This is a genomic window from Fodinicola feengrottensis, from assembly GCF_039530045.1.
GTDB classification, from domain to species: domain Bacteria; phylum Actinomycetota; class Actinomycetes; order Mycobacteriales; family HKI-0501; genus Fodinicola; species Fodinicola feengrottensis.
On the sequence record NZ_BAAANY010000026.1, the window covers coordinates 1 to 26,573 of the forward strand.

General features: G+C 66.3%; 26 protein-coding genes and 1 pseudogene. 19 read left to right on the forward strand and 8 right to left on the reverse strand.

Going from position 1 to position 26,573, the window contains the following annotated elements:
- Positions 1 to 379: 379 nt before the first annotated feature.
- The gene (locus ABD301_RS29990; protein WP_344313659.1) at positions 380 to 1,159 is read left to right on the forward strand and encodes a helix-turn-helix domain-containing protein; all 780 of its coding nucleotides are present in this window, start codon (positions 380 to 382) and stop codon (positions 1,157 to 1,159) included.
- Positions 1,160 to 1,229: 70 nt separating this feature from the next.
- Here ABD301_RS29990 and ABD301_RS29995 read toward each other — a convergent pair whose 3' ends face one another.
- A complete protein-coding gene (locus ABD301_RS29995; RefSeq protein WP_344313660.1) occupies positions 1,230 to 2,501 on the reverse strand; it encodes a CynX/NimT family MFS transporter in 1,272 nt (423 codons plus the stop codon).
- Between the two features lie 221 nt (positions 2,502 to 2,722).
- Between ABD301_RS29995 and ABD301_RS30000 the strand changes: the two genes are divergently transcribed.
- The gene (locus ABD301_RS30000; RefSeq protein WP_344313687.1) at positions 2,723 to 3,832 is read left to right on the forward strand and encodes an MFS transporter; all 1,110 of its coding nucleotides are present in this window, start codon (positions 2,723 to 2,725) and stop codon (positions 3,830 to 3,832) included.
- A 312-nt stretch (positions 3,833 to 4,144) separates the two neighbouring features.
- Positions 4,145 to 4,498, forward strand: coding sequence for a hypothetical protein (locus tag ABD301_RS30005; protein ID WP_344313661.1), 354 nt, complete (start codon positions 4,145 to 4,147; stop codon positions 4,496 to 4,498).
- Between the two features lie 171 nt (positions 4,499 to 4,669).
- On the opposite strand, the gene ABD301_RS30010 is transcribed toward ABD301_RS30005, so the two are convergent.
- Entirely contained in the window at positions 4,670 to 6,394 is a 1,725-nt protein-coding gene (locus tag ABD301_RS30010) for an ABC transporter substrate-binding protein (protein WP_344313662.1), read from the reverse strand.
- Between the two features lie 478 nt (positions 6,395 to 6,872).
- Here ABD301_RS30010 and ABD301_RS30015 point away from each other — a divergent pair, with 478 nt between their 5' ends.
- Positions 6,873 to 7,004: a hypothetical protein gene (locus tag ABD301_RS30015; RefSeq protein WP_344313663.1), complete on the forward strand. Its 132-nt coding sequence runs from the start codon at positions 6,873 to 6,875 to the stop codon at positions 7,002 to 7,004.
- A gap of 72 nt (positions 7,005 to 7,076) precedes the next feature.
- Here ABD301_RS30015 and ABD301_RS30020 read toward each other — a convergent pair whose 3' ends face one another.
- The 5 genes and pseudogenes from ABD301_RS30020 to ABD301_RS30040 form a co-directional block, all read right to left on the reverse strand.
- Entirely contained in the window at positions 7,077 to 7,268 is a 192-nt protein-coding gene (locus ABD301_RS30020; RefSeq protein ID WP_279580493.1) for a MerR family transcriptional regulator, read from the reverse strand.
- A gap of 11 nt (positions 7,269 to 7,279) precedes the next feature.
- Positions 7,280 to 7,885, reverse strand: coding sequence for a DNA methyltransferase (locus ABD301_RS30025; RefSeq protein ID WP_344313664.1), 606 nt, complete (start codon positions 7,883 to 7,885; stop codon positions 7,280 to 7,282).
- Between the two features lie 243 nt (positions 7,886 to 8,128).
- Positions 8,129 to 8,287, reverse strand: coding sequence for a hypothetical protein (locus tag ABD301_RS30030; protein ID WP_163568683.1), 159 nt, complete (start codon positions 8,285 to 8,287; stop codon positions 8,129 to 8,131).
- Positions 8,288 to 8,809: 522 nt separating this feature from the next.
- On the reverse strand, positions 8,810 to 9,292 hold the full coding sequence (locus tag ABD301_RS30035) for a DNA-methyltransferase (protein WP_344313688.1): 483 nt from the start codon (positions 9,290 to 9,292) through the stop codon (positions 8,810 to 8,812).
- A pseudogene (locus ABD301_RS30040) lies at positions 9,255 to 9,443 on the reverse strand (DNA methyltransferase); the annotation flags it as partial. The pseudogene ABD301_RS30040 and the gene ABD301_RS30035, both read right to left, overlap by 38 nt.
- 258 nt (positions 9,444 to 9,701) lie before the next feature.
- On the opposite strand from ABD301_RS30040, the gene ABD301_RS30045 reads away from it, so the two are divergent.
- The 7 genes from ABD301_RS30045 (at position 9,702) to ABD301_RS30075 (ending at position 14,976) form a co-directional block, all read left to right on the forward strand.
- Positions 9,702 to 10,064: a DUF2089 domain-containing protein gene (locus ABD301_RS30045; RefSeq protein WP_163568681.1), complete on the forward strand. Its 363-nt coding sequence runs from the start codon at positions 9,702 to 9,704 to the stop codon at positions 10,062 to 10,064.
- Positions 10,061 to 10,321 carry a hypothetical protein gene (locus ABD301_RS30050; RefSeq protein ID WP_163568680.1) on the forward strand — a complete coding sequence of 87 codons (261 nt, stop codon included), beginning with the start codon at positions 10,061 to 10,063 and terminating at the stop codon, positions 10,319 to 10,321. The genes ABD301_RS30045 and ABD301_RS30050 overlap by 4 nt, the downstream gene beginning before the upstream one ends.
- Before the next feature lie 10 nt (positions 10,322 to 10,331).
- A complete protein-coding gene (locus ABD301_RS30055; protein ID WP_344313665.1) occupies positions 10,332 to 10,754 on the forward strand; it encodes an SHOCT-like domain-containing protein in 423 nt (140 codons plus the stop codon).
- 581 nt (positions 10,755 to 11,335) lie between these two features.
- Positions 11,336 to 12,277, forward strand: coding sequence for an ABC transporter ATP-binding protein (locus ABD301_RS30060; RefSeq protein WP_344313667.1), 942 nt, complete (start codon positions 11,336 to 11,338; stop codon positions 12,275 to 12,277).
- On the forward strand, positions 12,277 to 13,071 hold the full coding sequence (locus ABD301_RS30065) for an ABC transporter permease (protein ID WP_344313668.1): 795 nt from the start codon (positions 12,277 to 12,279) through the stop codon (positions 13,069 to 13,071). The genes ABD301_RS30060 and ABD301_RS30065 overlap by 1 nt, the downstream gene beginning before the upstream one ends.
- Positions 13,072 to 13,074: 3 nt before the next feature.
- Entirely contained in the window at positions 13,075 to 13,899 is an 825-nt protein-coding gene (locus tag ABD301_RS30070) for an ABC transporter permease (protein ID WP_344313669.1), read from the forward strand.
- Positions 13,900 to 14,064: 165 nt separating this feature from the next.
- Positions 14,065 to 14,976, forward strand: a complete 912-nt coding sequence (locus tag ABD301_RS30075) for an alpha/beta hydrolase (protein ID WP_344313670.1) — start codon at positions 14,065 to 14,067, stop codon at positions 14,974 to 14,976.
- Between the two features lie 14 nt (positions 14,977 to 14,990).
- On the opposite strand, the gene ABD301_RS30080 is transcribed toward ABD301_RS30075, so the two are convergent.
- Complete coding sequence (locus tag ABD301_RS30080) at positions 14,991 to 15,368, reverse strand: PPOX class F420-dependent oxidoreductase (protein WP_163568677.1); 378 nt, start codon at positions 15,366 to 15,368, stop codon at positions 14,991 to 14,993.
- A 115-nt stretch (positions 15,369 to 15,483) separates the two neighbouring features.
- On the opposite strand from ABD301_RS30080, the gene ABD301_RS30085 reads away from it, so the two are divergent.
- The 8 genes from ABD301_RS30085 (at position 15,484) to ABD301_RS30120 (ending at position 26,541) form a co-directional block, all read left to right on the forward strand.
- Complete coding sequence (locus tag ABD301_RS30085) at positions 15,484 to 16,920, forward strand: purine-cytosine permease family protein (RefSeq protein ID WP_344313672.1); 1,437 nt, start codon at positions 15,484 to 15,486, stop codon at positions 16,918 to 16,920.
- Positions 16,921 to 17,033: 113 nt separating this feature from the next.
- Positions 17,034 to 17,426: a DUF485 domain-containing protein gene (locus ABD301_RS30090; RefSeq protein ID WP_163568676.1), complete on the forward strand. Its 393-nt coding sequence runs from the start codon at positions 17,034 to 17,036 to the stop codon at positions 17,424 to 17,426.
- Positions 17,423 to 19,084 carry a solute symporter family protein gene (locus tag ABD301_RS30095; protein ID WP_344313673.1) on the forward strand — a complete coding sequence of 554 codons (1,662 nt, stop codon included), beginning with the start codon at positions 17,423 to 17,425 and terminating at the stop codon, positions 19,082 to 19,084. The genes ABD301_RS30090 and ABD301_RS30095 overlap by 4 nt, the downstream gene beginning before the upstream one ends.
- A 106-nt stretch (positions 19,085 to 19,190) precedes the next feature.
- Complete coding sequence (locus ABD301_RS30100; protein WP_344313674.1) at positions 19,191 to 20,081, forward strand: alpha/beta fold hydrolase; 891 nt, start codon at positions 19,191 to 19,193, stop codon at positions 20,079 to 20,081.
- A complete protein-coding gene (locus ABD301_RS30105) occupies positions 20,082 to 21,230 on the forward strand; it encodes a GNAT family N-acetyltransferase (protein WP_344313675.1) in 1,149 nt (382 codons plus the stop codon).
- Between the two features lie 67 nt (positions 21,231 to 21,297).
- Positions 21,298 to 22,896 (forward strand): DUF4139 domain-containing protein, encoded by a 1,599-nt coding sequence (locus ABD301_RS30110; RefSeq protein WP_344313676.1) that lies wholly within the window; start codon positions 21,298 to 21,300, stop codon positions 22,894 to 22,896.
- 242 nt (positions 22,897 to 23,138) lie between these two features.
- Positions 23,139 to 24,578, forward strand: coding sequence for a sigma 54-interacting transcriptional regulator (locus tag ABD301_RS30115; protein WP_344313677.1), 1,440 nt, complete (start codon positions 23,139 to 23,141; stop codon positions 24,576 to 24,578).
- A 1-nt stretch (position 24,579) separates the two neighbouring features.
- On the forward strand, positions 24,580 to 26,541 hold the full coding sequence (locus ABD301_RS30120; protein ID WP_344313678.1) for a vWA domain-containing protein: 1,962 nt from the start codon (positions 24,580 to 24,582) through the stop codon (positions 26,539 to 26,541).
- Positions 26,542 to 26,573 lie beyond the last annotated feature (32 nt).

Genomic DNA, 26,573 nt, shown 5'->3' on the forward strand with positions numbered 1-26,573 from the left:
GACGGCGTTCTCGACGCTGTCTTTGTTGTAGGAGTTGTTGTTGCCGACACGTGGATCTGGCAGCGCCCGAGGTTTGGAAGTCGGGAATCAGCAATTCCGGGACTGACGCATGAGTGAGCGAGATGACGGCGTCCGTCAGCACGTGATCCCAGCCGCGGCAGGATGATGACTTCCTATGTGTCGTCTCCGCGAGCCAGGAAAGTACAAGCTGTGGCGGTGGGCGGTACTGCGTGGGGATGCGTGCAAGGTGACTTCCGGTGGTGGACGCGGCGGCCGTCGGGATAAGGGAGGGTCGGCAGGTCAGCGTTCACAACCATGATCTCTGTTCGTTCAAGATCTGTAGCTGCGTTGCCGCATCCGGCCCACTATTCTGGCCGTGATGGACGAAATTAATTACCTACCTAGTGGGGCGACGGATGCTGTCGCGCATAGCGGCGGGAGTGTCATCGCCGCACACGTCCACGACCACGATCAGATCGTCTATGTGAGTGCGGGCCTCATCGCCGTGACGACCAGCAACGGTGTGTGGTCGGTGACGCCGGATCGCGCTGTGCTCATCCCTGCCGGTGTGTGGCATGAGCATCGAATCTTCGGGAATACCCGAGTCCACGCCCTTGAGTTGACTGATATAGCCGCTGTCGAGCGCGACGTCGATGTTCCGAGCGTATTCGCGGCGAGCGGGCTCGTTCGCGCGCTACAGATGGAGCTTACCGAGGCGCGAATACCGGTCGCCCTGCAGAGGGAGGCGAAAGCACTACTCTCGGGGCTCGTCGCGATCGCCCCTCGGACTGGTATCCGCCTGCCGAATCCGCGCGATAGGCGTTTGGCGAGAGTATGCGCGATGGTCGAGGCTGATCTGGGTCAGAATATGCCGCTTTCGATTCTTTCTAACGCCGTGAATTTGAGCGAGCGATCGCTGAGCAGGTTGTTTCGCATCGATTTCGGGGTGACGTATCCACAGTGGCGCAGCTTGGTGCGGGTATTTCATGCATCGGCCGCGCTCCTTGAGGATGGCGGGTCCGTGACCGAGATTGCCGCGCGATTTGGGTGGGCTACGCCGAGCGCGTTCATCACGACATTCACTCAGTTGGTTGGGCAAACTCCGGCGTCCTACCAGCGACGGTATCGCGATACGAGGGAGGGGGCGGGTGAGGTCTAATCGGATCAGCAGGTGGCTCGGTGACTGGCGGCCAGGGTGCGCCATGTCAAGAAGCCGTGGGGTAACCAGATCAGTTGGTCTGGGTGGCCTCGACGGCTCGACGGCGAGCTTCCACGGTCTCGTCATCGACGAACCTGTGCCGGGCGGCGAGCCAGCCGGTGATGGTCGTGATGGCAAGGGCGACCCACAGCAGCGACAGTGGGGCGGTCCATCCTCCGGTTGCGCTGTACAGCGCCCCGAAGAGCAGCGGCCCGGTGCCCGCGATCAGGTATCCGATTGCTTGTACGAACGCGGAGGTTGCCGCAGTGGTTTGGTGCGTGCGCGCCCGCATACCGATCATCGTCAGACTGAGCGGGAACAATCCGGTGCCCACCCCGAAGAGCACCATCCACACCCATGCACCGCCAACCGGCGCGATGCCCAAGCCCACGAACGACGCCGCGAGGCAGGCGACGAGCGCGACGATCACCGTGCGGTGCCTGGCTCGCGGGATGATCGGGATGCCCATGGCCACCGGGATACTAACGCCGGTCATGACGGCGACCATCGCCCCGGCGGTCGCCGCGGAGATGCCATGCGCGCCCATGTACGGCGCCATCCAGCCGAACCCGATATAGGCGATCGCCGACAGCGATCCGAAGAACAGCGTCAGCATCCACGCGGTCTGGCTGCGGACGAGATCCCGGCGACCGAGCTTGCGAGGTTCGGTCGAGATCACGGGGGCTGGCCGGGACTCGCGTCGGATCGTAGGGAGCCAGGGCAGGATCGCCAGAGCCGGGAAGACGGCCCACACCGCCAGACCGACCCGCCAACTTCCGCCGGCATCCGCGATCGGGACCGTCAGACCCGCTGAGATCGCGGTCCCGAGGCTCAAGGCGGTCGCGTATACGGCGGTCATGTGCCCTATGCGGTCCGGGAAGTGCAGCTTGACCAGCGACGGGAGCAGCACATTGGCCACGGCCGCGCCGGACAGGGTCACCACGGACAGAACAAGGAAAACGATGATGTCGGGGGCGAACGAGCGGCTGACGAACCCGATGCAGGAGACCGCGAGCGCGAGCACGGTCGCTCGGTGCGCCCCCAGCTTCGCCGACAGCGCCGGTGCGCATGCGCCCAGCAGGGCGAAGCACAGGACGGGCAAGGTGGTGAGCACACCTCCGACGATGCTGTTGGTGTGCAGATCATGTTGGATGTTGTCCAGGACCGAACCCACGCTGGTCACGGCGGCCCGCAGGCCGAAACCGGTGACGGCCAGCGCGATCACCAGCAGCACGCGATGGTGCGGCCGTGCTTCGGTGCGGTGCTGGTTGGATGGGTCGTGCGTGGGCGTTCTCCGTTTCATGGCCCTAATCGTGATGGAGTGCCGTCCCGGCTGCTTCCAAAAATCCGTCCGTAAATATCAAAAAACAGCCGCCAATGTTGAGCGCCGCGAGGCATGCGCCAGCACCTGGCGGATACTTGACATAACGCGGCAGAATATTGAAAGCGGACAGCTCGGCGGTTTGTCACCGTCATCAGGTGACAACGCCGACGCTCGCCGCACCACGGTCGACCTGGTCCCGGATGCGGATCTGGGCCAGCGCGCATGCGGTCGACGACTTCTACCAGGGCCTCGTTCCGACCGCCGTGCCCTACTTCGTGCTGGAACGTCACTTCGGCTATCTCGCCGCGTCCGGCCTAGCCACGGCCGCCGCCCTCGGCAGCGCCATCCCCCAACTGGCCATCGGCGTACTCGCCGACCGGCGCCGCCTGCCGTGGATGGCACCGCTGGGCATCGGCCTCGCCGGAACCGGCGCCGGTCTCGCGGGTCTGCTCCCGCAGTACCCACTGGTCTTCGCTTTGCTACTGCTCTCAGGGTTCGGCGTGGCCATGTTCCACCCGCCGGCGTCCCGGGACGCGCGCAGCGACGCTGGCGGCAGTGCCACCGCGATGAGCTACTTCGCCGCTGGCGGTAGCGTTGGCTTCTTCGTCGCACCCGCCATCGCTACCCCGGCCCTGGACCACCTCGGCATCGGCGCGACCGCGCTGTTCATCCCGCCCGCCGTACTCATGGGCGTGATCCTGTTCCGTCACCAACATCGAGTCCACGCCACCGCCAGCACAAGGACGACCGTCACCAACGGCGTCAACCGGCCCGGCCGGTTCGTTGCGCTCACCTGCGTGGAAATCATCCGCTCCAGCGTGTCCTTCGGGGTCAACACCTTCGTCTCGCTGTACTGGATCACGCACCTCGGCGCATCCACCGAACTCGGCGGCACCGCACTCGCCCTGGAACTGGGTGGTGGCGTGCTCGGTACCGTCATCGGCGCTCGCATCGGTGACCGGATAGGTCTCGTGCGCACCGTCCAACTCGGCAACACGCTGCTCCTACCCGCACTCGCCGCGCTGTTGTTTTGCGACAACAAGTACGCGGCGCTGCCGCTGGTGCTGCTGGTCGGCCTGGTTGCCAACCTGCCCTTCGCCGTGCTCGTCAAGCTCGGCCAGGACTACTTGCCAACCCGACCAGGAACCGCGGCCGGCGTCACACTCGGCCTCGCCGTGAGCGCGGGCGGCCTGCTCATGCCAGTGCTCGGCATCGTCGCCGACCATACCGGCCCGTACGGCGCCTTCGTCGTGCTGACGCTCATTCCACTGATCGCCATCGCGATCTCGACGACGCTGCGGGAACCGTGACGGCGCAGTGCCTGACTGACGCCTTCTTCCGCCGCCCACATGTCCGCGTACGACCTGGACAAGGGCAATAGCGTGTCTGCTAGATCCCCTGAATATGCTGGTGTGATTGTGAGGGGTATCTGTCACATGTGAGCGGTAGCTGTCGCTGCCGCCTGCGATGGTGCATCCGCGTGGTATCCATCTCACTGCGTAAACTGTTGGCTCGTGTGCTTGTCTGTGATGTCACCGTGCACACTGACGGTTTCCCGTTCGGCCGAAGGACCGGGCCGTGACCGACCTGAGATTGTCTGCATCTGCGGCTCTACCCGGTTCGTGGACGAGATGCGTGCGGCGAACCGCGATCTGACCTTCGCGGGTGTCATCGTCGTCGCGCCGGGCGAAGCAGACGAGTTGGTCACCAATGAGCAGAAGACTGCGCTGGACGCATTCCACCTGCGCAAGATCGACCTGGCTGACCGAGTTCTGGTCGTCAACCCCGGCGGGTATATCGGCGAGTCCACGAGCAGGGAGATCGCATATGCCGATGCCATCGGCAAGCCGATCTCGTTCACCGATCCCCGTCTGACCAGTAGACGCATCCCCGTGACGGTATCCGATTTCGCACATGGCTGGCCGTTGCCCGCAGCTCGCGTTCAGCCGGTGACAATTACCGCTCACATCAGGTGACAGATACAGCTTGTCAAGCGGCACGCTGAACCGAGCCTCGACGTTCGACTCGGTTCAGCGTGGGCAGCTCGGCGGATAGACGCGATGACGGCCCGCGTCCGAAACAGCAGACGCGCGAGTTCATCGCAGTCACGCCCGAGCCGGACAGCTGGGCAGTTCTGGGTTAACGCATCAGCGCCGGACACCAACCCGCAGCAGATCGATCTGGGAGTAGAGCGTGGACAGTCCCGCATTGCGGATGTTCGAGCCGACCACCTGCAAGTTGCGGCTTTCGACCACCGGCAGCATCGGCCAGTTTGTCGACAGGACTTGGTTGGTGAGGTCGTTGAACTGCTTGCCGACCTGGGCCGGATCGGCGCTCGACGAGGCCAACTCGGCGATCTGCCCAGACGTGGTCGGGTCGTAGTAGCGGGCGAGGTTCGTTGAGACCCACTTCGTGCCGCTTGCGTCCGGGCCAAGCACCGCAGGGATGATTGCGGCGGCGGTGGGCCAGTCCGGCTGGAAGCCGGAGACGAACAGATCCGGTGCCTTGTCGTCGTTGTGCAGGGTCTTGCTGTAGGAGTCGGTAGGGATCTCGTCGATCACGACGTTGATGCCGATTGCCTTGAGGTCGCTTTGCACCTGCGCCGCGATCGCCTTCTGTTTCGTCGAGGTGCTGGATACGCCGAAGTGCAGGGTCGGTACCGGCGTGCCGTTCAGCGCCTTGGCCGCCGCCACGGGGTCGCCGGTCGGCTTGAGACCGAGATCGATGGAGTTCCGCCCGGCGATGCCTTCGGGGATGATCGTGTTGGTCAGTGAGCCGAACGCTGGGCCGCCTTGTGCGGTCAGGACGGCCTGCCGGTTGATCGCCAACGCGATCGCCTTGCGCACCTGCAGGTCCTTGATCTTCAGTTCGTTGAAGACGATGTAGAGCACCGCGTGGCCGGATCCGGTGACGACGCGGCGTTTCACGCTGGGCTGGCCCAGCTTGGGTATGTCGGCGCCCTGCAAAGTGTCGAACAGCGTGAGTGCGTTGCGGTCCTCGCCCCGATCCGCGATCAACCGTTGGCTGATCGTCGCGCGATCAATACCGAACGTCACCTCGTACCGGTCGGGCAGCGCCGGGCGGTGAGGATCGGTCGCGGGGTTCCATTTCGGGTTGCGTACCAGCGTGATCGACTTGTTCGGCGAGTAACTGTCGATCCGGTAGGGGCCAGACGCGACCGGATGCAACGTGTAGTCGCGCCCATCGTCCTTGGCCTTCGGCACCGGGGCGGTCGCCATCGACATCATCCACGGCGCGTCGGGCTGCGGCGCGGCGAAGTGGAACACGATGGTGTACGGATCGGGCGTCTGCACCGCGGCCAGGTCCTTGTTCGGATCCTTGTACGGGCCGGCGTAATGGTCCGGGTTGGCCAACAGCACGGGCAGATAAGGCGGCACGCCCGGGAGGACATCGGAGGCGAAAGTGCGCTCGACGGCGTACTTGATGTCGGCCGACGTCACCGGCGAGCCGTCCTCGTAGGTGACGCCGTGACGCAACCGGAACGTCCAGGTCCGGTCACCATCGGACGGAGTTCCGGTGTCCCGCGCGATGTCCGGCTTGATCGTCGGCTTCCGTCCAGGCGTGTCATCGACGATCGTCAACGTGCGCAGGAACAACCGACCGAAGTCCGCCTCGTCGGCGCTGTAGAGCTCGGCCGGATCGAGGTATTCGAAGTTGGCCGGCTCAAGGATGCGAATGGTGCCGCCCTTGCCGGTGCCCCCGCCGTGGGACACCATGGCGGCGGCACGGGTCGTCGGCCTGGTCTGATTTTGAGCCGCATCGCTCGTGCGGGCCGTAGCCAGCGTGAGCGCGACTACCCCGATCACGACGAGAACGAACTTTCGCGGTAGGCGAATTCCTATTGCGGGCACGTGACATACACCTCGGCCTTACTGCTGGTAGTGGCAATGTTTGCAACTCGTCCCCTCGGCTGGTGAGGTAGCCGTGCGCAGTCGTGGCTTTCGGTGCATCGCGACGCGCACGCGTCTCTTCATTCACGGGGTGGGGACACCGGACACGGACGATACGGGCCGTCTCGCCCGGAGGGATACCCGGGGAACTAACTATCCCGATCGGGAAGTAGCCGATGGTGCAGAACAGCGTCGCCGTGTTGTTCAAAGGCGATACGCGGTGCCGGGACGCCATCCGCGACGTGTACCGCGCGGCCGTAAGCACCATGTTGCGTAATGTCGTGCGCCATTCCTCCACCACTGCCCACACAGGACGCATCAGGCAACGCCGGCACGACGACGTTGCCCGGTCAGGCACGCCCACAATCCGGATGGTCCGATCACACCAACCCGCGGCCTACGCACCCACCGCGCGACCCGACATCGCTGTCAGCGGCAGGTGAAAACTGGAGTGGACGCGGCGTGCGAGCAAGCCCTGGCCATCCGCGACAGCGGCGCTTTCGACGGTGTGCACCTGGTGCCGGTCAGCCGATACCGGGAGGTCGTTGCGCGTCTCGAACGCGAACTGTGAACGCCTGGCAGCCATCTCACCCTGACCCTTCTCCGCTCCGATGCCTCAGCCCGGATTGCGCCGGCTGACCTCCTAGCCTGCGCTGTTGCGGTCGAGTTGGAGTAGTACCAGCAGCGGCGCCGTGGGCACCTTGAACGTGGCCCCGGTCTTGAAGACCGTCACCGGGAACTCGCCGCGGCGCACCATGGCGTACGCGGTGGTGCGGCCAATGCCCAGTGCCCGCGCGGCGGTGACCAGATCGACCACCGCCGGCAGCCGCCGCACCTGGTCGATGCTCAGCGTTCGCCCGCCGCTGTCTGCGCGGGCGGCTCCGGCGGTGGGCTCCCTGGTCGGCTGAGTCGTTGGGTGATCAAGGGCAGGTAGGTCTGGTTCTGTTCGATTCCAAGGCATCGCATGCCTTCCGCTCGGGCGGCTTGGGCGGTCGTACCGGAGCCCAGAAAGGGATCCAGGATCAGGCCATTGGGTGGGGTCATCAGTCGTACGAGCCAGCGCATCAAGTCCACCGGCTTCACGGTGGGGATACGCGAGACCGTCCGTCGCGCGGGGCCGCTCGGCGCGGTTGGCTTTGGCGTGCCACCGGGACGCTGGGAAGAACCGGGACGCGCCGCCCCGGCCCGCTCCGCGCGACGGCAGGCAGGCGCGGTCGCCCGGCAGGTGACCATAGACAGTTCCGAACCTGTCGCTGGCTCGTCGTCGCGGGTTCGCGCCGCTGACCAGGGTGCCGCTGGCCGTGTCCAGTGCGTCGACTGCGTAGCCGAGAGCGCACGTGCGGGCGCAGTGTGGGCTGTGGCCGAGCAGCACGTTCGGTGGCGATCTGCCGGCTGAGCTGCGACCGGTGTAGGCGGGCGCGGCGCTGGCAGGTCGCCAACTGGTAATGGCATCGACGGCGGCGCCGGGGCTGAACCGGCGGATGGTGGAGTCGCGTGCGCCACGGTCGGTGGTGTACACGTGCGCCGCGTCGATGTTGAGCGCCCCGAGCCAGTGAGCGATGACGTTGTCCGCGATGGTGCCGCGCACCGGTTTGCGGGCGACGATGATCAGCTCGAACGCGGGTTTGAGCGCGGTCCCCCAGCCTTGCCAGTCCGCGTGGGTGTTCGTCACGGGGGCGGATTGTTGGCGGGCCGTTACGGCTTTGCCGACGTCGTGGTTTTGGGGAGGCCCTGTCCGTAGAGCCACGCGATGGTGTCGCGGATCTGGAATCCGCTGTCCTGGATGGCGGTCACCAGCCGGTGCCAGGTCCGGGCGTCGCCGAAGGTGACCAGATACTCGCCGAGTCCAAGCACACGCAGGCACTCCGTGGCCTACCGGCCACACCAGTGGCCGTACACCACGAGATCGCCGCGCGGTTCGCGGTCCCACGCCGGTTCGGAGTACGCGCACCATCGCGCGCCGCGTTGGCATCGACAGGTACGGCAGTACGGATTGCGGCTGTCGCGGTGTCCTGGCGGCTGGACATCTGCGCGGGCGGCGAAGGACGTTGTGTGGATAGGCGAGACGGTCCAGGGACGGTCCCAGTCCTGTCCCATGAGCTCCAGACCGTATGGCGGGTCGCAGACCACCGCGTTCCACCGACTCCGCGCCCAACTCCGGCAGAACGGTCAGGCAGTTGCCGTGGACGACGGTGATCTGAGAATCGCGGTAGACGACCGTCACAGGGTTCCTCACAGGATGTACCGGGGCCGGACGCCATTGCTCCGCTGCGGCTCCGGCGCGGCCGGGTCGGTTCGACGTTCCAGGAAAGTGACGCTGTCGGGCAGCCGGCCTGGCCGGGCGTCGCGGCGCCCGTAGCGGAGCCACCACCGCCGTTAATCGGTATGTGGCTCGCTGGCGCGAGGCGGCATTTCGGTGTTCAGCCGGCGCCGTGTCAGGTCGAGGTAGTCGGTGTTGAGGTCGATGCCGATGTAACGCCGATCGAGCTGCCGGGCCGCGACCGCTGTGGTGCCGGAGCCTTGGAACGGGTCAAGGACAACACCGCCGGTCGCGCTGCCGGCGGCGATCGCCCGCAGCGGCAGGTCGAGGGGAAAGGTGGCGCAGTGCGCGTGCCGGGTGGGTCTGGTGGGGATGGACCAGACGGTGCCGGGGTTCTTGCCCTTGGGATGTCCGTACAGGTGTCGCCCGCCGACGTTGAGGCCGGCGTACCGGTATGCGTGGGGCAATTGCGGGTTGCCTGCGGCGTACTTGCCGGTGCGCCGCTGTTGGGGGTTCGCGGTCCTGTCCCGGGCGTGGGGTGATGCCGGCGGAGCGGTGCGGGATGCGGATCGCGTCCAAGTCGAAGTCGAAGTCTTCAGCTTTGGTGAGCAGCAGCACGAACTCGTGTGTCACCGAGAGCCGGTCACGTACGGATTCGGGCATCGCGTTGGGCTTGTGCCACACGATCCCGGACCGCAGCCACCATCCGTCGGTCTGCAGTGCAAACGCCAGTCGCCACGGGATTCCCAGGAGGGGTCTTGGCCGGCAGACCGGTGGCGGTTCGGTGCCGGCGACTGGGCCGGTCCGGTTGGGTGCCGGCGAGTGATGTCATTATGACGTCACTATGCCATCATTGTGGCGGCGCCGGATAGGGCGAGACCACGAAAAGTGCAACAACGCGATGGCCCGACACGAAGTCCGCGAGTAGGTCGTTTTTAAGAAAATTAATCTCAACATCTTGAAAGTTGAGAATTTGCCGCGTACAACTTAGATATGACAGAGCGAGGGATGGATTGGCAAGAACTCACAAACCTGACCCGCGGTCGACCGTTTGCCGTCGAGCGGGTCCGCCTGGTCGGCAGTGGTGTCGTGATCGAGGGTGAGTTCGAGCTGCCGCAGCTGGCTCAGCTCGGCGTCGAGGATCAGGTCTTCGTCACGGCGTTCGTGCGGTGTCATGGCTCCATCAAGGAGATGGAGCGGATCTTCGGAGTGAGCTATCCGACGATCAAGTCACGACTGAACCGGATCAGCCAGATGCTCGATTTCGTCGAGACAGATCCGGCACCGTCGCGGGCCGACGTCATCGATCGGTTGCGTCGCGGCGACATCAACGCACAACAGGCATTGTCCGAATTGGAGGCTGGCACATGATGCCGCAGTTGGTGACCGTACGGGTCACAAACCCCGACGGTCGTCCGATCCGGTTCTGGGTCCCGATAATCCCCGTGGTGCTGGTGTTCTCACCAATCCTGGTGCTGGCCGTACTCGTAGCGGCCGTGGCCTGCCTGGCGTACCGCATCAGCGTGCTGCGAGCACTCGTCAGCGGTTGGCGTTTCATCTCCGCGCTGCCTGGCACCCGAGTCGACCTCAAGGAGGGCCACACGGCCTTCCTGGTCATTATCCGATAGAGAGGTTCTGATGAACGAACAACGCAAGGACATCCTGGACATGCTGGCCGAAGGCAAGGTCACCGCACAGGAGGCCGAGCAGCTCATCACCGCACTCGAACGAGACCAGCCACCGGTCGCGTCGAGTCTGGACGCCCGCCCCAAAGGCAAGGCGAAATACCTGCGAGTAGTGGTGGAGACGCTGGAGGCCGGCGAGCCGGGCCGGGTCAACATTCGCGTGCCGCTGCAACTGCTGCGCGCCGGCGTACGGCTCACGGCCCTGGTCCCACCGCAGGCACTAGAACGCGCCAACGCCGAAATGAGCAAGTCCGGCGTGCCGTTCGACCTGACCCAAATCAAACCCGAACAGCTCGAAGAACTGGTGGAACACCTCGACGACGTAACCGTGGAAATCGACCAACCTGACGCCAAAGTCCGCGTCTTCTGCGAATAGGCCCTGTCCAGGTTTTGGACAGGTCCCCGAGAGCGTGCTCGAACACCCTCCCGAGGCCGCACCTGCCAAGCGGAGCACGGTTGAACTGCCAATCCAAAGTCTAGCCGCTTATCGACGCATAGCGGAGGGGCCACTCGTACAGGTGGCCCCTCCTGCCTATCAAAGACGCCGCAGTCGCCTGTGAAATTCCGCAGCTCCGTACTCGGGACCGTGTCAGCTCGATGATTGTCCGGTGCCAGGACGCCATGCGATCGGCGCTGCGTACGACGATGTCACCAGCTGCCAACGCTGATTTCACTTTCGGTTCTCGAGAAAGGGAAGTCCATGACCATCGAGCAATCCGCCTGGACCGGCATGTTGCCAGTCAACAGCACCGCGCTGTAAGTGCGCGACACCGACCCTCAAGTCGACAGGAGGAAAGTGCGTTAGTACCGCAGTAGTTGTAGCGGGTACTTCGGCGGTTCCCGGTCCGACGTGAGCAACGGGCGTTGCGACCGCCCCGCGAGCGACTGTTGCGGTGCCGTTTCGCGGTCAGAAAACTACAACGACTTTGTCGTACCCACGCGTTAGTGTCCCTTAGCGTGACTACCGACACGGGAGATGCGCCGCTGATCGAGGCGCATGGGCTGACCAAGAAATTCGGCAGCTTCACCGCGGTGGACGGCATTGATGTGTCCGTTCGGCGCGGCGAGGCGTTCGGCTTCCTCGGGCCCAATGGTGCCGGCAAGTCGTCCACGATGCGGATGATCGCGAGCGTGTCGCCGCCGACCGGTGGGACGCTGCGGATCCTCGGCATGGACCCGCGCACGGACGGGCCCAAGATCCGCGCCCGGCTCGGCGTGGTGCCGCAGCTGGACACCCTCGACGGCGAGCTGTCCGTACGAGAAAACCTGGTCATCTACGCGCGCTATTTCGGGCTGTCCCGCAAGGTCGCGAATGCGCGGGCCGATGAGCTGCTGGAGTTCGCGCAGCTCACCGAGCGGGCCAACAGCGTCGTCGAGCCGCTGTCCGGCGGCATGAAGCGGCGGCTGACGATCGCCCGCGGGCTGGTCAACGAGCCGGAGATCCTGCTGCTGGACGAGCCGACCACCGGCCTGGATCCGCAGGCCAGGCACGTGCTGTGGGATCGGCTGTTCCGGCTCAAGCGGTCCGGCGTAACGCTGGTGATCACCACGCACTACATGGACGAGGCCGAGCAGCTGTGCGACCGGCTGGTGGTGATGGACGGCGGCAGGATCGCCGCCGAGGGCAGTCCACGCGAGCTGATCGAGCGCTATTCCACTCGCGAGGTGCTGGAGCTGCGGTTCGACGACGAGGACCACGCGCCGTACGCGGAGAAGGCCGAAGGCCTCGCGGATCGCGTCGAGGTGCTGCCGGACCGACTGCTGCTCTACACCGACGACGGTGAGAAGGCGCTGGCCGGCATCCAGAAGCGCGGCATGAACCCGCTGTCCAGCCTGGTCCGCCGGGCCTCGCTCGAGGACGTGTTCCTGCACCTGACCGGCCGGAGGTTGATCGACTGATGGCCACCCAGATGCTCGAAGGTGGCTGGTTGCCGTGGCGCTCCCTGCGATTCTGGCTGGTCAGCTACAAACGTACGTGGAAGGGCAGCCTCTTCTCGTCCTTCCTGTCGCCGCTGCTTTTCCTTGGCGCACTGGGTTTTGGCCTCGGCTCACTGATCAGCAAAAGCGGTCACCCGACCATCGCCGGAGTGCCGTATCCGGTTTATGTCGCCGGTGGCGTGCTCGCCGCGAACGCGATGATGACCGCGGTCGGCGAGTCGACCTGGCCGGTGCTGGGCGCGATCAAGTGGTGGCGGCAGTACGAGGCGATGCTCGCGACTCCGCTCAGCGTGACCGACGTGTTGATCGGCCATCTGGGCATCGTGCTGATTCGCGCGTTTGTCGCCAGCAGCGCCTTCGTCATCGTCGCGACGCTGCTGGGGGCGGTGCCGTCGCTGTGGGGCATCGTGGCGATCTTCGCTTCCCTGCTGGTGGCGATGGCACATTCGGCGCCGATCATGGCTTTTAGCGCCACCCAGGACAAAGACACCGGCTTCAGCCTGCTGTTCCGGCTCGGCGCGACCCCGATGTTCCTGTTCTCCGGCACCTTCTTCCCGGTCGAGCAGCTGCCCGCGGTGCTGCGCCCAGTGGCGTACGCGACTCCGCTCTATCACGGCGTCGAGCTGTGCCGCGGTCTGCTCGCCGGCCACCCCGCGCCGCTGCCCGACCTCGTTCACGTCGGCTATTTACTGCTCTGGCTGGTGGCCGGTTTCCTGGTCGCCCGCTTCACGTTCCGCCGACGGTTGGTGGTCTGACAGATGAGTACGAACGTGCCGCCGGCGCCGGTCCGGCTGATGGCGCGCCTGCTGCCGATCCCGGCCGGCGCGGGCCTGGCCCGGATGCTGTTCGAGCGCAACGTGCTGGTTTACCGGCGGGGCTGGGTGGCCTTCGTCAGCGGTTTCCTGGAGCCGGTTTTCTACTTGTTCTCGCTGGGAATCGGGCTCGGCGCGCTGATCGGCTCGGTGAACTACGGCGGCCAGCTCGTGCCGTATGCGTCGTTTGTCGCGCCCGCCATGTTGGCCACCTCGGCCATGAACGGTGTCGTTTTCGACATGGTGTTCATGCTGTTTTTCAAGCTCAGATACAACAAAATCTATGAGTCGGTGCTGAACACACCGCTGGGCGTGCGAGACATCGCCATCGGGGAAAGCGCCTGGGCGCTGGTACGCAGCACCATCTACGCGACGAGTTTCCTGATCATCGCGACGATCGCCGGTTTTGTGCACAGTTGGTGGGCGCTGCTCGCCGTGCCGGTCGCCGTGCTGATCGGCTTCGCGTGCGGCTCACTCGCGATGGCCGGCACCACCTGGATGCGTACGCACCAGGACTTCGACTACCTCAACCTGGTCCTGATGCCACTTTTCCTGCTGTCAGCGACTTTCTACCCGCTGTCCACCTATCCACCGAGCGTGCAGTGGCTGGTGCAGTTGTCGCCGCTCTACCACGGCGTCACCCTCGAACGTGACCTGATGCTCGGCTATATCCACCCCGGCTTGTTCGTACACGCCGCGGTCCTGGCACTGGTCGGCCTCCTTGGCCTCGCCATCGCTTCACGCCGGCTGGAAAAACTTCTCCTCTCGTAGCAATCCGCTGATCGCGTCGGGACGAACGTTGTGGGTTAGGTGTCGTCCAGCGGACGGAGGGCGGATCGTGGAGACGATCAGCTTCCTCAGCAAGGGTGTGCGGTACGACGCGTGGCAGCTGGTCGACTTCCTGACTCGCCGGCTGAGCACGGTCAGCGCGAACCGATGACCCGCGAAGACCGCGTCTTCATCTCGGCCGACAGCCGGTGCGCGGCCTGGTTTTACCCGCCGCCGGCTGAGCCAGCCCCCTGTGTCGTTCTCGCCCACGGTTTTGGCGCCACCCGCGAAGCCGGCCTTGATGCGTACGCGCGACGGTTCGCTGCGGCAGGCCTGGCCGTGCTCGTCTTCGACTACCGGAATTTCGGTGCCAGCGGCGGCAAGCCTCGGCAGGTGCTGGACATCCGCAGCCAACTGCAAGACTGGACCGCGGCCGTTGCGTACGCGCGCAAGCTGCCGGAAGTCGACGCTGGTCGGATTGCTTTGTGGGGCTCGTCTTTCAGTGGTGGACACGTCGTCACCACCGCGGCGCACGATCCAGCGATCGCGGCCGTCATCGCACAGGTGCCGTATTTGGGGCTGGTACGCCGTCGCCGGTTGCCGCAGGCCCGGATCATTCGGCTGGCGCTCACGTCGATCCGCGACAATCTGCGCGCGCTAAGACATTCCTCGCGTCCACTCCTGATCCCGATCATCGGCGAGCCGGGATCCAAGGCGCTTCTGCAGGGCTCACACGCCCTCGCCCAGTTCCACGAGCTGCTCCCGCCGGACGCCCACTGGGTCAACGAGGTCGCCGCCCGAGTCGTCATCCGACTGCCGTCGTACCGGCCCGTGTCGGTCGCCAACCAAGTCCGCTGCCCGATTTTCTACTGCTCCTGCTCAAAAGACAAAATCACCCCGGCCGCGTTGGTGGCGACCGCAGCTGCCGCGTCCCCGCAGGGCTGGCTGGCCGAGTACGAGGGTGAGCATTTTGAGGTCTACAGCGGGCACCTGTTCGATCGAGTGGTCGACGATCAGGTGCAGTTCCTCCAGGAACACCTATCAGCCGCGCCGACAAACGGGCCGGTCAAAAACCGATAAGGCACGCCAGATATTCACCGGCAGGTTGAGCTGAGCTCATAGTGCAGCGTCCGCGTACGCATGAGTTTGTGCGCCATCGGCACCCCAACCCCGTGCAACAGCGGATGCTTGCGAGCGAGTCTGCGGGCCGCGGCCTTGGCTTCTGATCCGGCCAACAGCCGCGCCCGGGCCAGCACATACGGGCCGGTGGGAACTCCGCGTACGGTCGAAGCGCACACCTGGACGTCAGGGAAGTTCCGCAGCCGCTTGCTCTTCCACGCCTTTTCGTACGTACGGATATAGGCCAACTCTCCCTCGACGGCGATATTCACCGGCGTGCCAACCCACGTCCCGTCCCGCTTACGGGTCCGCAGCAACACTGTCTTCTGCCGCTGGAATGCTGCCAGTGTCACGACCTACCTCCCGATTCGTCGATCACTATCCTGGACGAGGCGGCGACCCTGATCGTGACGCTGGACAGCGCCGCGCCGGCCAGGCACCCTCTGCCTGAGAAACTGGAGGCACCAGATGGCCAAGAGCGCGCTGGACGTCGAGCGTAACGGCATCAATGTTATCGACGAGGCGGAACGCAAGGGACGACCGGCGGGGCTGTTCTGGCCTTGGTGTGCGGCCAACATCTCCGTGTTGGGGATAAGCTACGGCGCTTTCCTGCTGGGCTTCGGGTTGAACCTGTGGCAGGCACTGATCGCCGGCATCCTCGGCACGCTGGCTTCCTTCCTGCTGGTCGGGCTCGCGTCGCTGGCCGGAAAACGCGGGTCGGCGCCGACCATGGTGTTGTCGAGAGCGGCTTTTGGGGTACGTGGCAACGCTTTGCCGGCGGCTGTGTCGTACTTGCTCCTGGTGGGCTGGGAAATCGTTCTCGTGTCACTCGCGACACTGGCTACCGCGACGGTTTTCCAGCGGCTCGGAGGATTCACCGGCACGCTGCCCAAGGTGCTGGCTTTTGTGGTGGTCGCGGTCATCATCGTGGGCGCCGGAGTGCTTGGCTTTGACGCGATCATGAAACTGCAGACCTGGTTGACGATCGCACTCGCGGTCTTCACGGTTGGCTACATTGGACTGACCGTGCACCAGGTCGACTGGGCCAGGCTCGGTGCGCTGCCGGCCGGCGGTTTTGCCGCGCTGGTGGGGGCTTTTGTGTTGGCCTTCACCGGGTTCGGGCTCGGCTGGGTCAACTCCGGCGCCGACTATTCGCGTTATCTGCCGCGTTCGGCATCCGGCGCCGGGGTGGTCGGCTGGACGACATTCGGGGCCACCGCGGCGCCGGTCGTCCTGCTGGTCTGGGGGACATTGTTGGCTGGGTCGGACAAGAAACTCTCCGACGCGATCGGCCAGGACCCGATCGGAGCGCTCACCACGCTGCTGCCGACCTGGTATCTGGTGCCGTTTGCGATCGTCGCGATCGGCGGCCTGATCGGCGGCGCGGTGCTGGACATCTATTCGTCCGGGTTGACGCTGCTCACGCTCGGGGTGAAACTGCCGCGCTGGGCGGCCGCCGGCATCGACGGCGTACTGATGATCCTCGGGACCATCTATGTGGTCTGGTTCGCGCCCAACTTCATCATCCCTTTCCAGGGTTTCCTCATCACCCTGGGAGTGCCGATGGCGGCCTGGTGCGGAGTTTTCCTGGCAGACCTGCTCAGTCGCCGCCGTTCGTACGACGATGCCGACCTCTACCGCCCTGGCGGCCGCTATGGTGTCCTGAACTGGCCGGCTGTAACGATCATGATCGTGGCAACCGTGATCGGTTGGGGCATGGTGGTCAATACCAGCGCGGCGGCTTTCGGCTGGCAGGGTTACCTGCTCGGGCCGCTCGGTCTCGGGCCGCGCCTTGGCGGCCCCTGGACGTACGCGAATCTTGGCGTCCTGGTCGCGTTTTTGCTGGCTGCGGGCGGCCAAGCGGTGTTCGCAAGGGCCCGGATCCGGCGCCAGGAAGCGGCCTGACAGCACTGTCGTGGGCCCTTGAGAGGCGGCGACCTCAAGGACGCGGTAAATTCCCGCGGCGAATCGTTGACTGTTCCACCATCGGTCGACCACGATCGACACACCTCGACGTGATGGCTACCGGTGGCGGCTGTCCAACGTGCGCTGAAGGCGTGTCTAAGGAGGACGGCGTGAGCGAAAGCCCGGCGAAACCACCCGCGATCGACTGGGAGGCAGTGGAGTCCACGAAGGAGTTCAAGGAACTACGCCGCAAGCGACGCGGTTTTGTGCTGCCAATGGCGGCGCTTTTCCTACTCTGGTATCTGCTTTATGTCCTGCTCGCTGACTACGCACACGACTTCATGGCGTACAAGCTGCTCGGCAACATCAACGTCGGGCTGGTATTGGGCCTGCTGCAGTTCGTCTCCACCTTCGTGATCACCGGGCTGTACGTCCGGTTCGCGAACCGGAATCTGGACCCGGTCGCCGACCGGATCCGCGAGCAGATCGAGGGGACCGGCAAGTGAAAGACTTCCTCGCCGAGGCGGCCGGGCCCGCCAGCAACAATCCCATCCTGAACATCTGCATTTTCGCCGCGTTCGTCATCATCACCCTGGTGATCGTGGTGGTGGTCAGCCGGCGAAACAGCACGGCGGCCGACTTCTACACCGCCGGGCACAGTTTTACCGGTGCCCAGAACGGCATCGCGATCTCCGGCGACTACCTGTCGGCGGCGTCGTTCCTCGGCATCGCCGGCGCGATCGCGCTCAACGGCTACGACGGTTTCCTCTACTCCATCGGCTTCCTGGTCGCGTGGTTGGTGGCGTTGCTGCTGGTCGCGGAGCTGATGCGTAACACTGGCCGCTACACGATGGCCGATGTGCTGAGTTTCCGGATGAAACAGCGGCCGGTGCGTACCGCGGCCGCGGTCTCCACCCTCGCGGTCACCTTCTTCTACCTGCTGGCCCAGATGGCCGGCGCCGGTGGCCTGGTCGCGCTTTTGCTGGGTGTCACCAGCAAATTCGGCCAGGGAATCGTGATCGCCGTGGTCGGCGTCGTGATGATCACGTACGTCCTGGTCGGCGGCATGCGCGGCACCACCTGGGTGCAGATCATCAAGGCGGCACTGCTGATCGTGGGCGCCGCGGTGATGTTCGTGTGGGTGCTGAGCCTTTTCGGCTTCAACCTCTCGGCGCTGCTGGGTACGGCCGCATCCAAGGCCGGCGAGCACGGCGAGGCGTTGCTCAGTCCCGGTAAGCAGTACGGAAAAACCGGATTGACGCAGCTCGACTTCGTTTCGTTGGGTCTTGCCCTGGTGCTCGGTACGGCCGGCCTGCCGCACATCCTGATGCGGTTCTACACCGTGCCGAACGCAAAAGAGGCACGCAAGTCGGTGGTCTGGGCGATCTGGCTGATCGGCATTTTCTACCTCTTCACCCTCGTGCTCGGCTATGGCGCGGCGGCGCTGGTCGGCCCGGCGGCGATCGATGCCGCGCCAGGCAAGGCAAACTCGGCAGCGCCGCTGCTCGCCGAGGCGCTTGGTGGACCGGTTTTGCTGGGTCTGATAGCCGCGGTGGCCTTCGCGACGATCCTTGCGGTGGTCGCGGGTCTGACCATCACCGCGTCGGCGTCCTTCGCGCATGACATTTACGCCAACGTCATCAAGAAGGGTGCGGCGGACGACAAAAAACAGGAAGTGAAGGTCGCCCGGATCACCACCGTGGTGATCGGCATCGTGGCCATTCTCGGTGGCATTCTGGCCAATGGACAGAATGTCGCGTTCCTGGTGGCACTGGCCTTCGCGGTCGCCGCGTCGGCGAACCTGCCGACCATTCTCTACACGCTGTTCTGGCGGCGGTTCAACACCTCCGGCGCGATGTGGAGCATTTACGGTGGTCTGGTGATCACTATCGGGCTGATCATCTTCTCGCCGGTCGTCTCCGGTAAACCGGTTGATCCGAAAACGCACCTGAGCGCGTCGATGCTGCAGGGCGTGGACTTCCACTGGTTCCCGCTGGACAACCCGGGCCTGGTGTCCATCCCGCTGTCGTTCCTGCTCGGCTACCTCGGCACGGTGCTGACCAAGGAACGCAACGACAAGAAGTACGCCGAACTGGACGTACGCGCACTGACCGGCGCGCACGCCGAGAAGGCGGTCGAACAGCAGGTCGAGAAAACGGCGTAGAACCACGCGACCGGGACGTACCGCACGTTGGGGTACGTCCCGGTTCTCGTTCGGTCGGGTTTCTGAACAGCCGGCATTTTTCTGGCGTTGATGCCATCCTCGGCTGGTGGATCTCGCTGAGACAGCTCTGCTGCATGTCACCGCGCCCGACGGGCGACGGCTGCGGGTACGAACCGCGGGCGCGCCGGACGGCCCGCTGGTGATCGCCCACCACGGCTCCCCCGGCTCCGGGCTGGCGCTGCCGGCCGCGATCGAGGACGTGGCGGCGCGTGGACTGCGCCTCGCGACTGTCGACCGGGCCGGCTACGGCGGCTCCGACCGGCTGGCCGGGCGGTCGGTGGCGGACATGGCCGGGGACACCGCCGCCGTCGCCGACGCGCTCGGCGTCGAGCGGTTCCGGGTGTGGGGCTGGTCCGGCGGCGGACCGCACGCACTGGCCTGCGCTGCCCTGCTGCCCGACCGGGTACAGGCGGTCGCGACCCTCGGCGGGGTCGCCCCGTACGACAGCGAAGGGCTGGACTGGACCGGCGGGATGGGTGCGGCGAACCTGGAGGAGTTCGGGTTCGCGGTGGCCAGCGCCGCCGAGCTGGACACCTTCCTCGCCGGCGAGCGCGACGGGCTGGTCGACGCCGAACCCGCGCACTTGGCCGAACTGCTGGCCAGCCTGCTGTCGGCGCCAGACCGGGCGGCCTTGGACCGTACGACTGGCGCCTTTTTCCACGCGTCCTTCACCGAGGGCCTGCGGCCGGGGCATTTCGGCTGGATGGACGACGACCTGGCGTTCGTGAAGGACTGGGGTTTCCACCCGGCCTCGATCACCGCGCCGCTGCTGATCGTGCACGGCGAGCAGGACCTGATGGTGCCGGTCAGCCACGCCCGCTGGATGGCTCGCCAGGTGCCGCACGCGGTGGCCTGGATCTCACCGGACGACGGACATATCAGCCCATTGCCGAAAATCAGTCGCGTCCACGAGTGGTTGCTGGGGCAAGATCACTGAGTGACTCTCATTCGCTCGCCGTACCACCTCGAAGAACCGATCCCGGCCCTGGCCGACGGCGACATCGCCGCGGCCAGTCTGGCGGAGATTTTTGAGCGAGTGGCTTCGCGCGTACGAGTGGCCGCGCTGCCACCGGTGGTGTTTTCGGCCGACTGCACGACCGCGTTGGGTACGGTCGCCGGGCTGCAGCGCGCGGGGCTGGACCCGGCGATCGTCTGGCTCGACGCCCACGGCGACCTGAACACGCCAGAGACCAGCCAGTCGAGCTATCTCGGCGGGATGGTGCTGGCGGCTTTGACTGGTCGTACGGACCTCGATGGCCTGTGCTCCGGCCTCGGCCTGCGCCCGGTTGCAGACCGGCGCACTCTGCTCGTGGACGCCCGCGATCTTGACCCCGCGGAACAGGCACTGCTGGACGAGGTCGAGATTTTCCGCTGCACCGTTGAGGAACTCGCCGGTGGTGGCGGCGTTCCGGACGGCTCGATCTACCTGCACCTGGACCTCGACGTATCAGGCGACCTGCCCGGCTTCCGCATCAAGGCTCCCGGCGGCCCGGCCTTTTCGCAGGTCGTAGCCTCGATCGACCGCGTACTGGCGACCGGCGCCGTGGCGGCCTTCGACATCGCCGCAACAGTCGACCCCGCCGTCGAGGGCTACGGAGAGGCTCTTGACGCCGTCCGCCGCACCGGCTGGATCGACGACGAACCCCTGCTCGTACGCCCCGCCCAGACCTCCGACGCCGACGCCCTGATCGCGCTGTGGAAATCCTGCGATCTGAGCTTCGACGAAACTCGGGTAGCCGCCGAACTTGAGTCCTGCCTGGAATACCAGGACGGCTTGATTTTCGTGATCGCTTCCCAGTCGCAGATCGTGGCGAGCATCTGGGGAACCTACGACGGCCGCCGAGGCTGGATCCAACGCCTGGCCACCGCCCCCGACCAGCGCGGCCGAGGCTTCGCCAAACGCCTGGTGACCTTGTTGGAACAACGCTTCACGGACATCGGCTGCCACAAGGTCAACCTCCTCATAGAACCCGACAACTCCGCCGTCGCGGCGTTCTACGAATCTCTCGACTATTCAACGGACAACCTGACCTTCATGGAGCGTTTCCTGAGCAAAGCCCCAAAACTCACCCCTCGCGGGCTCTGAAACCAGCCCCGTCGGCGCACCGGGACGCCAGGAGACACAGCACGGATCACCCGGCATAGTGACCAGGGTGACCACACAGCTGACCGCTCCGATCGTCGCCGTCACCGTCTACCCCGGCCAGGCGCGCATCACCCGCCGCGGCCGCACCGACCTGACCCCCGGGACCCAAACGGTGACCGTGGGCAGCTTACCGTGGGATCTGCACTCGGACTCGGTACGAGTCTCCGGCCGCGGCTCTGCGACGGTCCAGGGCGTCGACATACGAACCGAGCGCCACACCCGCACTCCCGACGCGGCGGTAGCGGACCTGACGGCCCAGCGGCGCGATCTTGAGACGGGCCTGGCCGAGTTGGCTGACTTCGATCGAGTGGAGGGCGACCGGATCGAGTATCTGCAGACGTTGTCGCGGCGGGGCGGTCGGGAGTACGCGGGCGCGGTGGCCAGTGGAGCGGCACCGGCGGAGCGCGCCATCGAGTGGGGGCAGACGATCGCGGCGTCGCTCACCACTGCGCTGGCGACGCGGCGCGAGCTCGTTGAGCAGCGCAGACTCGTACAAGAGGAGCTTGACCGGCTGATACGCGAGATTTCCGCTCGGATCCAGCCGCAGGTGCCGGACCGGCGCGAGGTCGCTATTGAGCTTGAGGTGACCGCGTTGGCTGGCGACGAGCCGGCGCCGGTCGAGCTGGAAATCTCGTATCTGGTCGACGGCGCGCATTGGGACTCGGCGTACGACCTGCGGCTGGCCGACAGCGCGCTGACGATGACATGGTTCGGGTTGATCAGCCAAAACACCGGTGAGGACTGGCCGGAGTGCGAGCTGCGGCTGTCGACCGCGCGGCCGGCGATCGCGGTGCACGTACCCGAGCTGGATCCCTGGTATCTGGCCAAATACGAGCCGCCGGTCATGCGACCGCAGATGATGGCGGCCCGCGGCGGACCGATGACGGCATCGCTGCCCGCGCCACAGGCCATGGCATACGGCGCCACCTCCGACGCAATGGCGGGCGCGCCCGAGATCACCTCGGAGATCGCGACCGTCGAGCAGGGCGCGACCGCGACGACTTACACCCCGCGGCGCCCAATCGCGGTGCCCGCCGACGGGACCTCACACCGCGCCACCGTGGCGACGCTCGATCTGCCCGTACGACTCGACCACGTCACCGTACCGTTGCGCGGCTCGGAAGCGTTTTTGCGCGCCACCGCCACCAACAGCTCCGAGCACGCGATCCTGCCCGGACACGCGGCGCTCTTCCATGAAGCCGAGTACGTCGGCAGCACGGAGCTGCCGCCATGGGCGCCGGGCGAGGAAGTGGAGCTGGCGCTGGGCATCGACGACCGGGTCCGGGTGGAGCGCGAGCTGGTCCGCCGGTCGGTCGGCAAGGCCGCGATCGGTGGCACCGAGCGGCGCGAGGTCTCGTACAAGATCACCGTCGGCAACTACGGCCCGGCGCTGGCCAACCTCACTGTGCAGGACCAGGCGCCGGTCTCGCGAGACCCGGCGATCACGGTCCGGGACGTGACCTGCCGGCCGCGCGAGACCGACCGTACCGAGCTGGGTGTCCTGACCTGGAAAATCGAGCTGCAACCCGGCGCCAAGACGGAGATCGTGGTCGGTTTCCGGGTCGATGTCGGCAAGGGCGTCCAGCTGGTCGGCTGGCGGGAGTGACTCACTGCCCGCTCGCGGCGAGCCGCAGACCAAGATCGAAAAAATGGCCCGACCCGCCTCTAACCCACCCCCCACCCGGTCACTGGGTGGGGGCAAGAAAACAGTGTCGGTACGACAGTTTTGAGCCGGACGGGACGACACGCCATTCGGACACGCCCGGGCCGGCAGTGGTTGCAACGGTGTAACACCCTGGCAACATCTGCCCCTGTCACGGCGCTCACCCGCGGCGTAGGTTCGAACGCGTGACGGAATTCGCACTCGATTCGCAAGACACCCCCGCGCCGAAGGACACCACTTTGGGGGAGCTGCGCGCCAGCGGTCACGTGCACCGTGGCGTGAAGGCCGAGATCCGGGAGAACCTGCTGGCCAGGCTCGCCGCCGGAGCGCCCAGTTTCCCTGGCATCGTGGGCTTCGAAGACACCGTTGTCCCTGAGTTGGAGCGCGCGCTGCTGGCTGGCCACGATGTGGTTCTGCTGGGCGAACGCGGCCAGGGCAAGACCCGCCTCATCCGTACCATCGTCGGCCTGCTCGACGAATGGACTCCGGTGATCACCGGCAGCGAGATCAACGACCACCCGTATGGCCCAGTCAGTGTGTACGGCCGCAATTTGGTCGCCGAGAAAGGCGACGACACTCCGGTGACCTGGCTGCACCGCAGTGAGCGCTACGGCGAGAAACTCGCCACCCCGGACACCTCGGTCGGTGACCTGGTCGGCGATGTGGACCCGATCAAGGTCGCCGAAGGACGCACGCTCGGCGACCCCGAGACCATCCACTTCGGTTTGATCCCGCGGACCAACCGCGGCGTGATCGCCATCAACGAGCTGCCGGACCTGGCCGAGCGGATCCAGGTGTCGCTGTTCAACGTGCTGGAGGAGCGCGACCTGCAGGTTCGCGGCTACACGCTGCGGCTGCCGCTGGACCTGCTGGTGGTCGCGAGCGCCAACCCGGAGGACTACACCAACCGCGGCCGGATCGTGACGCCGTTGAAGGACCGGTTCGGCGCCGAGATTCGTACGCACTACCCGATCGAGCTGTCCGACGAGGTCGCGCTGCTGCAGCAGGAGGCGCGGATCGTCTGGGACGGCCACCTGGGCAGCCCGGTGGTGCCCAACCACCTGCTGGAGATCGTCGCCCGCTACACCCGGGCGGTCCGCGAGTCGCCGCAGGTGGACGCCCGTTCGGGGGTGAGCGCCCGGTTCGCGATCGCCGGCCTGGAGACGCTCGCGGCCTCGGCCGTACGACGGGCCGCCATCACCGGCGAACCGCCCGTGGCCCGGGTCTGCGACCTGCCGGCGCTGGTGCCGGCGAGCCGCGGCAAGGTCGAGTTCGAGGACGCCGAGGAGGGCCGCGAGCTGGAGGTGCTCGACCACCTGCTCCGGCAGGCGACCGCCGCCACGTACCGGGCCCGGATGGCCGGCGCGGACACCAGCGGCCTGCAGGCGGTCTTCGACGACGGCCGTACGGTCGCGGCCGGCGACACCACCGCGGCCGCGGACCTGCTCCGCCAGCTCGGCACTTTTCCTGGCCTCGCGGCGATCCTGGAACGCAGCGGCGTCGACGACGGCGCCGAGTCCCCCGGCCTCGCCGCCGCGGCGGTCGAGTTCGTGCTGGAAGGCCTGTTCCTGAGCCGCCGGCTGGCCAAGGACTCCGACGGCGGCCGTACCGTTTACGGAGCCTGACATGCCCTTCCGCTATGGCAGATGGACCGGCGGGCCGGACCCGCTGGCACCGCCGTTCGACGTGGCCGAGGCGTTGGACGCGATCGGCGACGAGGTGCTGGAGGGCGGTACGCCGACGGACGCGTTGCGGCGGCTGTTGCGTGACGGCGCCAACGGCCTGCGCGGGTTGGACGACCTGCGCAAGCAGGCGCAGCGGCGGCGCCGGCAGCTGCGCAAGTCCGGGCAGCTGGACGGCACTCTGGAGGAAGTACGCCGGCTGCTCGACCAGGCTCTGGAGGCTGAGCGCCGGGAGTTGTTCGCCGATCCGTCCGACGACGCGCGAATGGAGGAGGCCGAGCTCGACACGTTGCCGGACGAGACGGCGAGCGCGGTGCGCGCGCTCGCGGACCGGCAGTGGCGCAGTGCCGCGGCCCGCGAGGCGTACGAGAAGATCACCGGCCTGCTGCGCAGCGAGGTGCTGGACAGCCAGTTCGCCGGCATGCGGGACGCGTTGCGCGGTGCCAGCTCGCAGGAGATGCGTCGGGTCAAGGACATGATGTCCGACCTGAACGACCTGCTTGACAAGCACGCGCGCGGTGCGGACACCCAGCAGGCGTTGGACGATTTTCTTGACAAGCACGGGGATTTCTTCCCGGAGAAGCCGTCCAGCGTGCAGGAGCTGATTGACCAGCTGGCCCGTCGGGCCGCGGCCAGCCAGCGCATGATGGCCGGCCTCACCCCGCAGCAGCGCGGGGAGCTGTCCGACCTGATGTCCGACGCGCTCGGCGGCGACCTGGACCTGGCCGCCCAGCTGGACCGGCTGAACGCCCAACTGCAGTCCGCTCGGCCGGACCTGGACTGGGGCAGCGACCCACGGATGTCCGGGCAGGGCGAGCTCGGCATGTCCGACGCCACCCAGGCGATCGCTGAACTGTCCGACCTGGAGGCGTTGGAACGCGGCTTCAGCCAGTCGTACGCCGGCGCGTCCCTGGACGACATCGATCCCGAGCAGCTGGCCCGGGCGCTGGGCCGCAACGCCGTCGACGACCTCGAAGCGCTCCGCCGGATCGAGCGCGAACTCACCCGGCAGGGCTGGCTGACCAGGCGGGACGGCAAGCTGGAACTGTCACCGCGGGCGATGCGCCGGCTCGGCGCCACCGCGTTGCGGCGGGTCTTCGCCAACCTCGCGAGTACGGGCCGTGGCCAGCACGACGTGACTGGATCCGGCATCGCTGGCGAGCCGACCGGCGCGAGCCTGCGCTGGGAGTTCGGCGACACCCGGCCGCTGGACACTCCTCGTACCGTCCGCAACGCCGTCGTACGCACCGGTCCGCGCGCACGGATCTCCTTGGATGTCGAGGATTTCGAGGTGGTGGAGACCGAGCGGCGGACCCGCGCGGCGGTCGCTCTGCTGGTCGACCTGTCGTACTCGATGGCCCTCAACGGCACCTGGGCGCCAGCCAAGCAGACCGCGTTGGCACTGCACTCGCTGGTCACGACCCGGTTCCCGCAGGACTCGATCGAGATCATCGGCTTCAGCCAGTACGCCCGTACGCTGCGGCCCACCGACCTCGCCGGCCTGGACTTCGACGCTGTCCAGGGCACCAACCTGCAGCACGCGCTGATGCTCGCCCGCCGGCATCTGGCCAAGCACTCCGGCGCAGAGCCGGTGGTCATGGTGGTCACCGACGGCGAGCCGACCGCGCACCTGGAGCGAGACGGTTCGGCGACCTTCTGCTGGCCGCCGTTGCCCGAGACGCTGGCGCTGACGATGGCCGAGGTCGATCGGGCCACCCGGGCCGGGGTCACGCTGAACATGTTCATGCTCGGCGACGACCCGCGGCTGATCGAGTTCTGTGAGGAGCTGACCAGGCGCAACGGCGGCCGACTGTTCACGTCCAACGGCAGCGACCTCGGCGCGTACGTGGTCCGCGACTACCTTCGCCGCCGCACTGGCGGCACCCGAGGCCGCCGCGCCTCCTGATCCGTCGTTTTGACCGCATCGACGCGATGCGT

Coding starts and splice junctions, on each gene's coding strand:
- ABD301_RS29990 (WP_344313659.1), top strand. CDS start 380: ATGGACGAAATTAATTACCTACCTAGTGGGGCGACGGATGCTGTCGCG.
- ABD301_RS29995 (WP_344313660.1), bottom strand. CDS start 2,501: ATGAAACGGAGAACGCCCACGCACGACCCATCCAACCAGCACCGCACC.
- ABD301_RS30000 (WP_344313687.1), top strand. CDS start 2,723: ATGCGGATCTGGGCCAGCGCGCATGCGGTCGACGACTTCTACCAGGGC.
- ABD301_RS30025 (WP_344313664.1), bottom strand. CDS start 7,885: ATGCCATTACCAGTTGGCGACCTGCCAGCGCCGCGCCCGCCTACACCG.
- ABD301_RS30045 (WP_163568681.1), top strand. CDS start 9,702: ATGGATTGGCAAGAACTCACAAACCTGACCCGCGGTCGACCGTTTGCC.
- ABD301_RS30050 (WP_163568680.1), top strand. CDS start 10,061: ATGATGCCGCAGTTGGTGACCGTACGGGTCACAAACCCCGACGGTCGT.
- ABD301_RS30055 (WP_344313665.1), top strand. CDS start 10,332: ATGAACGAACAACGCAAGGACATCCTGGACATGCTGGCCGAAGGCAAG.
- ABD301_RS30065 (WP_344313668.1), top strand. CDS start 12,277: ATGGCCACCCAGATGCTCGAAGGTGGCTGGTTGCCGTGGCGCTCCCTG.
- ABD301_RS30070 (WP_344313669.1), top strand. CDS start 13,075: ATGAGTACGAACGTGCCGCCGGCGCCGGTCCGGCTGATGGCGCGCCTG.
- ABD301_RS30075 (WP_344313670.1), top strand. CDS start 14,065: ATGACCCGCGAAGACCGCGTCTTCATCTCGGCCGACAGCCGGTGCGCG.
- ABD301_RS30085 (WP_344313672.1), top strand. CDS start 15,484: ATGGCCAAGAGCGCGCTGGACGTCGAGCGTAACGGCATCAATGTTATC.
- ABD301_RS30090 (WP_163568676.1), top strand. CDS start 17,034: ATGGCTACCGGTGGCGGCTGTCCAACGTGCGCTGAAGGCGTGTCTAAG.
- ABD301_RS30120 (WP_344313678.1), top strand. CDS start 24,580: ATGCCCTTCCGCTATGGCAGATGGACCGGCGGGCCGGACCCGCTGGCA.